The sequence below is a fragment of the Dietzia massiliensis genome (assembly GCF_018390595.1).
GTDB lineage: Bacteria > Actinomycetota > Actinomycetes > Mycobacteriales > Mycobacteriaceae > Dietzia > Dietzia massiliensis.
Genome location: NZ_JAHBAV010000041.1, coordinates 1 through 12,612, shown reverse-complemented (window position 1 = coordinate 12,612; position 12,612 = coordinate 1). Strand labels below are relative to the sequence as shown.

The window sequence follows — 12,612 nt, the reverse complement described above, 5'->3', positions numbered from 1 at the left end:
TCCTCCTACGGACTCGTCCGCCACAGTCTAGGTCGGATCACCGACAGGCCTCGAACCCCCAGGACGGGCCGCGCGCGGCGTGCGACCGGCCAGCGTGAACGCGATGACCGCGGTCCAGATGAGCGCGAAGCCCACCCACTGGACGGCGTCGAGTCGCTCTCCCACGACGAGCAGTCCCCACGCCATCTGCAGCACCGGGACGATGTATTGCAGCATGCCGACGGTGGCCAGCGGGATGCGCTGCGCGGCGACGGCGAACAGCAGCAGTGGCACCACGGTGACGAGGCCGGAGGCGGCCAGCAGCGCGGAGTGCCCCGCACCGTGCCCGGTGAAGGTGCCCGCGCCGGACGCACCCAGCCAGACGAGGAACGCCACCGCGACGGGCGTCGTCACCGCGACCTCGCCGAGCATCCCGGTCACCGGGTCCACGCGCAGCTTCTTCTTGAACACGCCGTACAGGCCGAAACTCACCGCGAGGATGACCGACAGGTACGGGAAGTGACCGTATCCGGCGGTGAGGACCCCGACGGCGACGACGGCGAGGGCCACCGCGAGCCACTGTGGGCGGCTGAGGCGTTCGCGGAAGACGATCACGCCCAGCAGCACGCTGACCAGCGGGTTGATGGTGTACCCCAGGGCCGCCTCGGTGACCCGCTCGGAGTTGACCGCGTACACGTAGACGCCCCAGTTGGCCGAGACGAAGACGGCCGCGCCGCCGATGCGGGCCCAGGAGGTGCGGTCCGCGGCGCGCACCCGGCCCCAGCCGCGCAGCAGCGTGACCACGATCGTCATGACGACGAACGACCACACGATCCGGTGGGCGAGGATCTCGACCGCACCGGCGGGCTCGAGCAGCGGGAAGAACGCGGGGAAGAACCCCCAGAGCGTGTACGCCGCGACGCCGGCCGCCATGCCGACGGCGACCGTCCTGTCCTTCTCCCCTGCCGCCTCACCGTTCACCGGCGCAACCCTAGCGCCGGTCGCCCGCGGTGGCCGGTCAGGCTGGGGGTACGGGGGCGGCGTCCGGGAGCGGCAGGGCGGCGTCGACCTGCTGCGGTAGCAGGGGCCGGACGGCGAAACGCCCGTACACCGCGTCGGGCGGCAGCGCCTCCACCGCCCGCACACCGCGGTGGTCGGCCACCGCGCGCAGTTGGTCGGTCGTACCGCGCACGAGCAGGCCGATGATCGCGGGCTCCCCCGCGCGGATGCGGGACGCGGTGAGCGCGGCGGTCGCGGCGGCCCGGCCCGATCCCGCCGGGGTCGGATCGAGCCGCGCGGCCGCCTGCTCGAGGCCCCGGCCGAACACCGCCTCGCGCCCGGTCTCCCCCGCCACCGGCTCGGCCAGCGCCACGTAGGTGACGGGCATCGCGACCCCCTCGACCGGCACCTGCACGGACAGCCCCGAGACGCGCGGCAGACCCCGCACCGCGCCGGCGGCCTCGGCGACCGACCACGCCTCCCCCGCGCTCACGAGGGCCCAGCGGCGGGCGTCGGTGTCGCGGGCGCGGCCCTCGTCGTCGTCGCCATCATCACCGGATCCCCCCGGGACGTCCGTCCCGCCGCCCACGGTGACCAGTGAGGCGGCCGCGCGGTCGAGGTAGTCGCCGACGCGCTCGCCGGGGTCGGGGCCCAGGGCGTCGCTCATCACCCCTGGACTCCGCGGGAGCTCGGTGCGCAGCGCGGTGAGGATCGTCACCAGCGCCAGGACGATCACCACCCCCACGCCGGCGGCCCGTAGCAGGCGCGCGGCGCCGGTCATGCGTCGCGGAGGACGTCGATCGCGTGCTGCAGGTCGTCGGGGTACCGGCTCTCGAAGTCCACGCGCGCCCCCGTGCCCGGATGCTCGAAACCGAGGCCCACCGCGTGCAGCCACTGCCGCTCGAGCCCCAGCCGCCGCGCGAGGACCGGGTCCGCGCCGTACGTGAGGTCACCCGCACACGGGTGGTGCAGCGCCGAGAAGTGCACGCGGATCTGGTGGGTGCGGCCCGTCTCGAGCTTCACCTCGACCAACGTCGCCGCCTGGTGCGCCTCGAGGGTGTCGTAGTGCGTGATCGACGGCTTGCCGTCGGAGGTGACCGCGAAGCGCCAGTCGTTCGACGTGTGCCGGCCGATCGGCGCGTCGATCGTCCCCGAGAGCGGATCGGGGTGGCCCTGCACCAGCGCGTGGTAGGTCTTGTCCACCGTGCGGTCGCGGAACGCCCGCTTGAGCAGTGTGTACGCCCGCTCCGACGCCGCCACCACCATGAGGCCGGAGGTCCCCACGTCAAGGCGGTGGACGATCCCCTTGCGCTCCGGCGGACCCGAGGTCGAGATGCGGTACCCGGCGGCGGCCAGGCCGCCGATCACCGTGGGACCGGTCCAGCCGACCGAGGCGTGCGCGGCCACACCGACGGGCTTGTCGACGACGACGATGTCCGCGTCCGAGTAGACGACCGCCATCCCCTCGACCGGCTCGGCGACCACCGCCGGCTCGGCCCGCGGCTCCGGCATCTCGACCTCGATCCAGGACATCCCGGTGAGCTTGTCGGACTTGCCCACCGTGCGGCCGTCGAGCAGAACCTTGCCCTCGCCGGCCAGGTCCGCCACCGCGGTGCGCGAGATGCCCAACAGCCGGGAGACCCCGGCGTCGACGCGCATGCCGTCGAGACCGTCCGGCACGGGGAAGGTACGCAGCTCACCCATCGGCCGGGTCCCCCTTGGCGACGGGGGCGGCGTCGTCCGACACGCGCGAGCCGTCGAAGTCGATGTTGCGCAGGACCGCCACCGCCACCACGATCACGCCGGCGACCAGGCAGGAGTCCGCGACGTTGAACACCGGCCACCAGCCGACGGACATGAAGTCCACGACGTGGCCCTGCAGGATCCCGGGCGCGCGGACGTAACGGTCCACGAGGTTGCCGGCGGCGCCGCCGAGGATGAGCCCCAGCCCCCACGCCCACCACGTCGAGTGGACGCGGCGGGAGAACCACAGCAGCCCCAGCACCACGACCGTGGCGACGACGCTGAGCACGACCGTGAACTCCGTGCCCATCGAGAACGCGGCGCCCGGATTACGCAGCAGCACCAGCCGCACCGTGTCGCCGATGAGCTCGATCGGGCGGGCGTTCTCCAGGTTGGCCACGGCGAGCACCTTGGTGACCTGGTCGACCAGGATCACCACCGCCGCGATCGCCAGCATGACCACCGGCCCGGCGCGGAAGTACCCGGGCGCGGCCGCGCGAGGCCCGGGTGTGCTCGCTCCCGCGGCGTCAGGCCGCGTGCCGTCGGTCTCCGTCATGGTGCCCAGTATCCCTGATGACGTCGCCGACCCGGCGGCTGCGGGTGGGCGGCCCCGGATGACGTGGGTGAGCGAGGTCGGCGGGCTACGGCGGACGACCCTCTAGGCTCGGGGCGTGGACCCGCGATCGACCGTCATCCCCGGCCCCTCCCGAACCACCCGCCGCGAGCGTGGCGGCGACCGAGGACGGGGTGGCCGCGGCGGCTCCGGTCGACGTCTCCTCGCGGCCGCGCTCGCGGCCACCCTCGTAGTCGGTACCGCCGGGTGCGCCGACGACGACGCCTCCGACCCCGCCGCCGGCCCCTCCGCCACGGAGCAGGGAACGTCCGCCGGGGCGGGGGCCGCTGCGGACCCGGACGCGCAGGCGCTCGAGCCCGAGGTGAGCGTCGACCCCGGACCCGCCCCCACCGTGGAGCTGGTGGACGCCGGGCAGGGCGAGCGGCGGGTACTCGCCTACGCCCCGTCGCTCGAACCGGCGGTCGTGGCCGTGACCCGTGCAACCACGTCCCGCACCGAGGTCCCGGGTTCCGAGCCGCGGGTCGACGACACGCCGGAACAGACGCTCACCCTGGAAGGCCGTTCCGAACCGGACGTCGACGGCGCCCAGCGGGCGACCGTCACCGCGCGCGAGTTCACCTCCGTCGACGACCGCCGGTCCGCGCAGTTCGCCACCGCGCCCGGTTTCACCGTCACCTGGACCCGCAGCGCCGACGGCGTCATCCGCGAGCTCTCACTGGCGGCACCGGCGGGTGCGACCGACGCCGCTCGCGCCGGCGTCGAGATCACCGCCAACGCGATCTCGGACGCGACCGTCGCGTTCCCCACCGAGGAGATCGGCGTGGGCGCCCGGTGGACGGTCACCCGGCAGGTCGACGACGCGGTCGCCCCGACCCGGGTCACCACCTACGAGCTGGTGGACCTCGACGGCGACGTCGCCACCGTCCGGTCACGCACCGAGGCCCCCGATCCGCAGGACACCCTCACCGCACCCGCGCCCGACGGCGGGCCGGGCGTCACCCTGGACGTGGAGTCCTACGACGTCTCCGGCTCCGGCGAGCTGACGGTCGACCTCCGGGCCGCCCTGCCGGTGGGCGGGACGACCGAGTCCTCCACGCGGACCGCCTACGTCGACCCGGATTCCGGACGACGGTCGACCTACGAGGAGGACTCGGAGCTGAGCTTCCGCACGGTGGACTGACCGCCGGCGCGGCGGCCGGCGGTCGCCCGGATCAGGCCGCGGCGCAGGTGGCTGGCGGCTGGAGCCCGGCGTTGGTGATCAGCGCGCAGGCGAAGGACTTCTGCAGCTGCCACTGGCCGTTCTGGTTGATGAACTGCGCCTGGACGTTGATGTCCTCCTGGCCCGGCTGGGTGATCACCGCGTTGGCGATGAGCGTGCCCGGGATGTCGCCCTCCGCCACGCCGGTGATCGTCACGCCGGCGCCCTGCTCGGCCTTGAGGGCGGCGATCTGGTCGAAAATCTCGGGCGCCTCGGCACCCCCCTCGACGAGGTCGACCTTCTCCTCCACCGGAACGGCGGGATCGGACGCCCGGTCGAGGAGCCCGGTCAGCTCCGCGGCGGTGGGCACGGTGGCGGTCTCCTGCGCGCTCGTGGTGGGCGCGGGTGCGGTCTCGCGCTCATCGCCTCCACCCCCACAGGCGGCGAGGCCACCCATGGCGAAAGCGGACAGGGAGAGAGCGGCGATGGTCCGTCGAAGACTCACGCGGGGTCCTTTCGTCGAGATGTGGGGCACCGGGCATCCGGCGCCGGGCCGGTCCCGGCGCCGGGCCGGTCCCGGCTCCGGGCCGGTCCCGGCTCCGGGCCGTGTCACCGGCCCAACGAACACTGGCCGGCCATTGTTCCATCGTCGGCGGCCCGGGTGTTTGACGACGAGCCGCCCGCACAGCACTGTGGACCGGGTGACCAGCGCCCAGACCAGCACCGATACCCCCCACATCGTGATCTGCACCACCGGCGGCACGATCACCGCCTTCACGACGCCCGAGGGCGCGGTGGTGGCCGGGGACTCCGATCCGGCCACGGCGGCGATGATAGACGAGCTGCGGGCCGTGCTGCCCGGCGAGATCCGGGTGAGCGCCCGCGCCGTCCTCGACGCCGACTCCTCCACCTTCGGACCCGCCGAGTGGGACCTGATCGTCGACACCGTCGCGGACGTCCTGGTCGATCCGGAGGTCTCCGGGGTGGTCGTGACCCACGGGACGGACACCCTCGAGGAGACCGCCATCGCGCTGGACCTGCATCACGCGGACCCGCGGCCCGTGGCGCTCACGGGCGCGCAGCGTGCCGCCGACCACCCCGAGGCCGACGGGCCTGCGAACCTGCTCGACGCGGTGCTGTTGGCCGCCGACCCGGTCTCCCGCGATCTGGGGGTGCTGGTGGTGCTCGGGCGGGCGATCCTTCAGGCCCGCGGGGTGCGCAAGTGGCACACGACCGATTCCGTCGCCTTCGCCCGAAACTCCCCCGAGCACCCGGTGGAGGACCTGCCGCCGGAGCTCGAGCGCCCCACGCTGACCGGGCGGGCCCGGTTCGCCGACACCCGGGTGGACGTGGTCGCCTGCCCGCCGGGCTCCGACGCCGCGGCGGTGAACGCCTGCGTCGACGCCGGCGCGCGCGGGCTGGTCCTGGAGGGTTCGGGGTCGGGCAACCTCCCGCCCCTGGTCGCCGACGCGGTGGCCCGGCTCGCCGAGGACCGGCCCGACATCGTGGTGGTGGCCTCCAGCCGGGTGCCGCGGGGCGAGGTGACCGCGACGTACGGCGGCCGGGGCGGCGGTGCCGAGCTCGCGGCCCGCGGGGTGCTCTCCGCCGGCTACCTGCGCTCGGGGCAGGCCCGTGTCCTGCTGGCCGCTCTCCTGTCCGTTGCGGAGGGGGCGGAGGCCGACGTCGACGTCGACGCTGACGCTGACGCCGAGACCCGCGCCGACGCTGATGTCGATGCCGCGGCGCGGGTCCGCCGCGAGTGGTCGAGGTTCCACCTCTACAACTGACGAGCAGGCCCCCGGGCAGCCCGAAAACCCCTCACCGCCGCGGGCCGTTGGCGGCGCGGGCCGAGCGGGAGAACAGCCGCCCGTCGCCATGGCGTCTCGCGCGCACCGCGGTGGGGGCGAGACGCCATGCCGGGGGGCGGCTGAGTCCGGGGCGAGCATGCGCGAACGCGAGGCGCCATCGGCAGGAGCGGCTGCGAACCGGGGCGGGCATTCGCGGGCGCGAGACGCCATCGCCGCGAGCGGTTGCAGCTGGGCCGGCGGCTGGCGTGCGAGGGGTGTCACCAGCCCAGGCAGTCCAGGGGGTCCGCGGGCTCGAGCGCCGGATCGTCCTCGGCGAAGGTGCGCATCCGGCCCGGCCCGGTCACCGCTGTCTCGAACCGCACAGAGACCCGCCCGTGCCCCGAGCCCTGCACCCAGCCGTGTCCGAACTCCGGGTGACGCACGCCCGCGCCGGTCCCGAACCGCCGGTCCTCGCCCCGACGCCACGCCCCGATCGCCGGGAGTTCCCCCGCGCCCGTTTCCGCGGCAGCCCCCGCGCCCGCGGGCCCCGACCCGGCATCGGCCGGCTCGGACTCCTCCGTGGTCACGGTGGTGCCCACACCGACGATGTCTGGCAGGTCCTCGTCGTCGTCGACCCCCGCCCCCGGCCGCACGCCCAGGGTGAACTCCTGCTCGAACAGCGCGTCCTGGTGGAAGTCCGTCAGGCCCGCCACCCCCACGCCCAGAAGGCGGATCGCACCGAAGTCCACCGGATCCGGCGCCAGGGACCTGGCCACCGCGATGATCGTCTCGAGCGAGGTCGTGCCCTCCGGCAGGGTGTACGAGCGGCTGATCGACGTGAAATCCGAGCGCTTGACCTTCACCGTCACCGTGCGGGCGGCACGCCCGTCGCGCAGCAGCCGCCGGTGCGCGGCCTCCGCCGCCCGGCGCACCGCCGCCGTGACCTGACCGGGCGTGGTCAGGTCGGCGGCGAACGTGCTCTCCGCGCTGATCTGCTTGGCCTCGGCCCGCTCGTGCACCGGCCGGTCGTCGTACCCGCGGGCGATCCGGGCGATCGCCGGGCCCACGGTCTTGCCGAGCGCGTGGGCCACGTCGTCGTCGTCCATCGCGGCCAGGTCGCCGATCGTCGTCACCCCGAACTGCGCCAGTCGCTCCCCCGCCACCGGGCCCACGCCCCACAGGCTCCGGACCGGCAGCGGGTGCAGCACCCGCTCGTGATCGCGGCGCGCGACCACCGCGACCCCGTCCGGCTTGGCCAGCTCGGACGCGATCTTGGCGTACTGCTTGCCCGCCCCCGCACCGACCGAGGCCGGTAGCCCGGTGGCCTCGCGGATCGCCGCCCGCAGATCCTGCGCCCACCGCCGGGTGCGGTCCACGTCCGCGCCCCGCAGCTCGGGCGGCTCGAGAAACGCTTCGTCCACCGACACCTGCTCGACCACCGGCGCGTGCTCGGCGAATACCTCGAACACCCGGCGGCTCAACGCGCGGTACACGGGCATCCGCGGCGAGACGAACACCGCCGACGGGCCGACGAGACGCCGGGCCTGGTGCGACGGCATCGCCGACCGCGCCCCGAACGCCCGCGCCTCGTACGAACACCCCGCCACCACGCCGCGGCCGCCCTGCCCGCCCACGAGCACCGGCCGACCCCGCAGGGTCGGCCGGGTGAGCTGCTCGCAGGAGGCGAAGAACGCGTCCATGTCGACGTGCAGGACCCAGCGGTCCTGTCCGTCGGTCACCGCCGCCTCCGTCGGCTCACGATCGCGTCCGTCAGGGGTCGGGTCCGGGCCGATCAGACCCGCGCCAGCGTCATCCGGACGCCCTCGGCGAGCTCCACCGCGTCCCCCTCGGCCGCGTCCAGGCCGTCCACCACCGCGAAGTCGGTCGCCAGCACCTCGGCGGCGATGAGCTGCGCGTGCCGATCGGCCCACTCCCGGCGATCGGCCGGCACCGCCATCCGCACACGGATGCGGTCGGAGATGTCGAACCCGGCCGCGCGGCGCGCCTCCTGGATCTCGCGGATGCGGTCCTTGGCCCAGCCCTCCGCCTCGAGCTCCTCGGTCACCGTCAGGTCCAGCACCACCAGGCCGGCGCCGCCGGGCAGCGCGGCAGTCGACTCGGGATCGGCGGCGACGAGGCGGTGCTCGTACTCGCCCTCCTGCAGCTCGATGCCGCCGGCGGTGACCACCCCGTCGACCTCGGTCCAGTCGCCGGTCTTGGCGGCCTTGATGCAGGTCTGGACCTGCTTGCCGAGCCGCGGGCCGGCGGCTCGGGCGTTGACCGCCAGCTCCATCCGGCCGTGCGCGGCCACGTCGCTGGTCAGGTGGACCTCACGGACGTTGACCTCGTCGGCGATGATGCCGGTGAACGGCTCCAGCCGCTGCGCGTCCGGCATCGCCACGGTGAGCGAGTTCAGCGGCAGACGCACCCGCAGGTGCTTGGCCTTGCGGATCGAGGACACGGTCGAGCACACGTCGCGCACGGCCTCCATCGCCTCGACCAGCGCGGCGTCGCGCGGCAGCTCGTCCTCTGCCGGCCAGTCCATCAGGTGCACCGACTCCTCGCCGGTGAGCCCGGTCCATACGACCTCGCTCATCAGCGGCAGCAGCGGCGCGGCGAGCCGCATGGTCGTCTCGAGCACCGTGTACAGCGTGTCGAACGCGTCTCGCGAGTCCTGCCCGCTGTCCTCGCCCGCCCAGAACCGGGACCGCGACCGACGCACGTACCAGTTGGTCAACGCGTCGGCGAACAGGCGCAGCTCGTCGCACGCGGCGGCGATGTCCGTGGCGTCCAGGGCCTCGGTCATGGCGTCGCGGGTCGAGGCCAGCCGGGACAGGATGTAGCGGTCCAGCACGTGCTGGGAGTCCGTCCGCCACGTCGCCCGGCGGGAGGCGTACAGCTGGAAGAAGCTGTACGAGTTCCACAGCGGGAGCATGGCCTGGCGGACGCCCTCGCGGATCCCCTGCTCGGTCACCACGAGGTTGCCGCCGCGCAGCATCGGCGAGCTCATGAGGAACCACCGCATGGCGTCCGAGCCGTCGCGGGCGAACACCTCGTTGACGTCCGGGTAGTTGCCCTTGGACTTGCTCATCTTGAGCCCGTCGTTGCCCAGGACGATGCCGTGGGCGGCGACGTGCGTGAACGCCGGGCGGTCGAACAGGGCGGTGGCCAGCACGTGCAGCGTGTAGAACCAGCCGCGGGTCTGCCCGTTGTACTCGACGATGAAGTCGCCCGGGTTGTGGGTCTCGAACCACTCCTTGTTCTCGAAGGGGTAGTGGACCTGCGCGAACGGCATCGACCCGGACTCGAACCAGCAGTCGAAGACGTCGGCGACGCGCCGCATGGTCGACTTGCCCGTCGGGTCGTCCGGGTTGGGTCGGGTCAGTTCGTCGATGTACGGCCGGTGCAGGTCCGTGGGCCGGACGCCGAAGTCCCGCTCGAGCTCGTCCAGCGAGCCGTAGACGTCCACGCGCGGGTAGGCCGGGTCGTCGGACTCCCACACCGGGATGGGCGCGCCCCAGTAGCGATTGCGGTTGATGTTCCAGTCACGCGCGCCCTCGAGCCACTTGCCGAACTGGCCGTCACGCACGTGCTCGGGCATCCACGTGATGTGCTCGCGGTTGAGCTCCACCATGCGGTCCCGGAACGCGGAGACCTTGACGAACCACGCGGGCAGCGCCATGTAGATGAGCGGCTGGCCCGAGCGCCACGAGTGCGGGTAGGAGTGCTCGATGGTCTCGTGTCGCAGCAGCCGGCCCGCCGACCGCAGGTCGCGGGAGATGCGGGCGTTGGCGTCGAAGACGAGCTGGCCGGCGTACGGCGGCACCTCCGAGGTGAACTTGCCGTCGGGCCCCACCGGGATGACGAGCTCGATGCCCGCGGCGTCACAGGCCTCCTTGTCCTCCTCACCGAAGGCCGGGGCCAGGTGGACGATGCCGGTACCGGACTCGGTGGAGACGTAGTCGGCCGAGAGCACGACGTGGGAGTTGGGGTGGCCGGCGAAGAAGTCGAACGGCGGGGTGTAGCGCAGGCCCACCAGCTCGGAGCCCTTGACGGTGGTCTCGACCTGGGCGTCGTCACCGAACTCGGCCGCGTAGACGCCGCGACGCGCCTCGGCCAGCACGAACACGCGGCCGGCGAACGGCCCCGAGTTGACCCGCACGACCGAGTAGTCGATCTCGGGGTGCACGGCGGCGGCGAGGTTGGACGGCAGGGTCCACGGCGTGGTGGTCCACACGAGGGCCTCGGCCCCGTGGAACGGGCTGTCCTGTGGCGCCTCGAGCGGCAGTCCCACGGTGACGGCCGGGTCCTGGCGCATCTTGTAGGCGTCGTCGAGCCGGGTCTCCTGGTTGGACAACGGTGTCTGCTCGTACCAGGAGTACGGCAGGACGCGGAAGCCCTTGTAGACGAGACCCTTGTCGTAGAGCTGCTTGAAGGCCCACAGGACGGACTCGGTGAAGTCGATGTCGAGGGTCTTGTAGTCGTTGTCGAAATCCACCCAGCGAGCCTGGCGGTGGACGTACTGTTCCCACTCGTCCGTGTATTGCAGCACTGACTTCTCGCAGGCCGCGTTGAACTCGGCCAGACCCATTTCGAGGATCTGGGACTTCTCGGTGATCCCGAGCTGCTTCTCGGCCTCGAGTTCGGCCGGCAGTCCGTGGCAGTCCCAGCCGAAGCGGCGTTCCACCTTGTAGCCGCGCATGGTGCGGTAGCGCGGGACGACGTCCTTGACGTAGCCGGTGAGCAGGTGGCCGTAGTGGGGCAGGCCGTTGGCGAAGGGCGGGCCGTCGTAGAAGACGTACTCCTCCGCGTCCGCCCGGTTACGGATGGACTCGCGGAAGGTGTCGCGCTCGTCCCAGCGGGCGAGAACCGTCTCCTCGAGGGCCGGGAACGAGGGGGTCTGTGACGTGGTGCCGCCGGTGAGGTCGACGATCGGGTACGCGCTGCCGGTGACACCGGCCTCGGCGTCGCCGGACGCCGGGTCGGCGGATTCGCGGTTCACGGGCTCGGTGCTCATGGGGGCGGACTCCTCGCATACGGGGCCCGCACGAGTTCGCATCCGTGGGGCCGGTCAGGCCTGCGCTCGGGGACGATCCGGCGGCGCCCAGCGCGCTACCGTCCGCGGTACCACCCCGTTTGGCGACGACGTGCGACGCCCACTCGTGGGTCGGGCTGTGACGGGCTCCCCCGTTCGGTTCTACTGAGCGGGTCCCGAAGCGGGGCCGCGCCGTTCTTCCGAGCGCTCCCCGGTGATGGCCGGATCATCGCGCGTCCGGCTCGGGACCGGACGGTGTCCGATATTACCCGTCGGCCCGGACGTCCGCCTCTTCCGAGGTCCCGCGGCCACGCGTGTCACGCTCACCGCGCCCCTGGATGAGGTCGATCACCAGCAGCAACAGCCCCACCGCTCCCACGACGATGCACGCCCAGGCCCACCCGATCTGACCGGTCGCGACCGCGGCGACGAGAAAGCCGAAGCCGAGAATCGTCAGTCCGAGCGCGGCGACGAGCATCCGTGCCTCCTGGGGGCGGTGCGTGGTGACAGGGGATGCGCGCGACGCACTGTGGCGCGCACCTCGTGCCGTCGAATATACGTCGGTCCCCGCACCCTGGGCAGGGGCGGGGACCGTTCGCGCCGCGCGGCGCGCGCGCGTCACGCGAGAGGCGTCAGTCGGCGCGGTGGCCGCCGTCCTTCTTGGTCGCCTGATCACGGGCGCCACCGGCACCACCGGCGCCACCGGCACCACCGGCGTCGGCGGGGGCCGCCGGGGCGGCGGAGCCCGTCTTGCCGAGTTCGGCGAGCTGGTTCTCGAGGTAGCTGGTGAGGCGGCTGCGGTAGTCCTTCTCGAACGTGCGCAGCTGGTCGATCCGGCTCTCCAGCACACCGCGCTGCTGGTTGATGGTGGCCATGATCTCGGTGTGCTTGCGCTCGGCGTCGGCCTGCAGGGCGTCGGCCTTGGCCTGCGCCTCCTTGACCTGCTGCTCGGAGCGGGCCTGGGCGTCCTTGACGATGCCGTCGGACTTGCTCTTGGCCTCGGCGAGGAGCTTGTCCGCCTCGCGGCGGGCGTCGCCGACCATCTTCTCGGACTGCGCCTTGGCGTCGTTGACCAGCTTCTCGGACTGGGTCCGGGCATCGCCGACCAGACGGTCCGACTCGCTGCGGGCCTTGGCCATGAGCCCGTCGGACTCCTTCTTGGCCTCGCCGGTCAGACGGTCGGCCATCTCCTGGGCCATGGCCAGGACGCGGGCGGCGCGCAGGTGCGTCTCGTTGTTGGCGGCACCGTCGTCCTCGCGCTTGCCCAGCGACGGGGTCGCGGCGGCGGGAGCAGGGG

Annotated in this window: 11 protein-coding genes; 2 read left to right on the top strand and 9 right to left on the bottom strand. The window is 73.1% G+C overall.

From position 1 onward, the window contains the following. Nucleotides 1-27: 27 nt before the first annotated feature. The 4 genes from rarD to lspA are packed head-to-tail and all read right to left on the bottom strand — an operon-like array spanning nucleotide 28 to nucleotide 3,277. Nucleotides 28-960 (bottom strand): EamA family transporter RarD, encoded by a 933-nt coding sequence (gene rarD / locus KHA85_RS11690; RefSeq protein ID WP_213185909.1) that lies wholly within the window; start codon nucleotides 958-960, stop codon nucleotides 28-30. Between the two features lie 37 nt (nucleotides 961-997). Then, on the bottom strand, nucleotides 998-1,759 hold the full coding sequence (locus KHA85_RS11685; protein WP_236885578.1) for a hypothetical protein: 762 nt from the start codon (nucleotides 1,757-1,759) through the stop codon (nucleotides 998-1,000). After that, a complete protein-coding gene (locus KHA85_RS11680; RefSeq protein ID WP_063973331.1) occupies nucleotides 1,756-2,682 on the bottom strand; it encodes an RluA family pseudouridine synthase in 927 nt (308 codons plus the stop codon). Before KHA85_RS11680 ends, KHA85_RS11685 begins: the two co-directional genes overlap by 4 nt. Next, a complete protein-coding gene (lspA, locus tag KHA85_RS11675; protein WP_213185908.1) occupies nucleotides 2,675-3,277 on the bottom strand; it encodes a signal peptidase II in 603 nt (200 codons plus the stop codon). The genes KHA85_RS11680 and lspA overlap by 8 nt, the downstream gene beginning before the upstream one ends. A gap of 115 nt (nucleotides 3,278-3,392) precedes the next feature. Here lspA and KHA85_RS11670 point away from each other — a divergent pair, with 115 nt between their 5' ends. Next, nucleotides 3,393-4,475 (top strand): hypothetical protein, encoded by a 1,083-nt coding sequence (locus KHA85_RS11670; RefSeq protein ID WP_213185907.1) that lies wholly within the window; start codon nucleotides 3,393-3,395, stop codon nucleotides 4,473-4,475. Nucleotides 4,476-4,506: 31 nt separating this feature from the next. Here the strand turns inward: KHA85_RS11670 and KHA85_RS11665 are convergent, their stop codons facing one another. Beyond that, complete coding sequence (locus KHA85_RS11665; RefSeq protein WP_007630896.1) at nucleotides 4,507-4,998, bottom strand: WKL family lipoprotein; 492 nt, start codon at nucleotides 4,996-4,998, stop codon at nucleotides 4,507-4,509. Nucleotides 4,999-5,194: 196 nt separating this feature from the next. Here KHA85_RS11665 and KHA85_RS11660 point away from each other — a divergent pair, with 196 nt between their 5' ends. Beyond that, nucleotides 5,195-6,280, top strand: coding sequence for an asparaginase (locus KHA85_RS11660; RefSeq protein WP_308936937.1), 1,086 nt, complete (start codon nucleotides 5,195-5,197; stop codon nucleotides 6,278-6,280). 278 nt (nucleotides 6,281-6,558) lie between these two features. On the opposite strand, the gene KHA85_RS11655 is transcribed toward KHA85_RS11660, so the two are convergent. The 4 genes from KHA85_RS11655 to KHA85_RS11640 all read right to left on the bottom strand — a co-directional run. Further along, nucleotides 6,559-8,019 (bottom strand): DNA polymerase IV, encoded by a 1,461-nt coding sequence (locus KHA85_RS11655; protein ID WP_213185906.1) that lies wholly within the window; start codon nucleotides 8,017-8,019, stop codon nucleotides 6,559-6,561. A gap of 53 nt (nucleotides 8,020-8,072) precedes the next feature. Further along, a complete protein-coding gene (ileS, locus tag KHA85_RS11650) occupies nucleotides 8,073-11,297 on the bottom strand; it encodes an isoleucine--tRNA ligase (protein ID WP_213185905.1) in 3,225 nt (1,074 codons plus the stop codon). A 283-nt stretch (nucleotides 11,298-11,580) separates the two neighbouring features. Beyond that, nucleotides 11,581-11,793 carry a hypothetical protein gene (locus KHA85_RS11645; protein WP_106385865.1) on the bottom strand — a complete coding sequence of 71 codons (213 nt, stop codon included), beginning with the start codon at nucleotides 11,791-11,793 and terminating at the stop codon, nucleotides 11,581-11,583. Between the two features lie 154 nt (nucleotides 11,794-11,947). Next, nucleotides 11,948-12,612, bottom strand: a 665-nt coding sequence (locus tag KHA85_RS11640; RefSeq protein WP_213185904.1) for a DivIVA domain-containing protein, incomplete at its 5' end; no start/stop codon positions are given.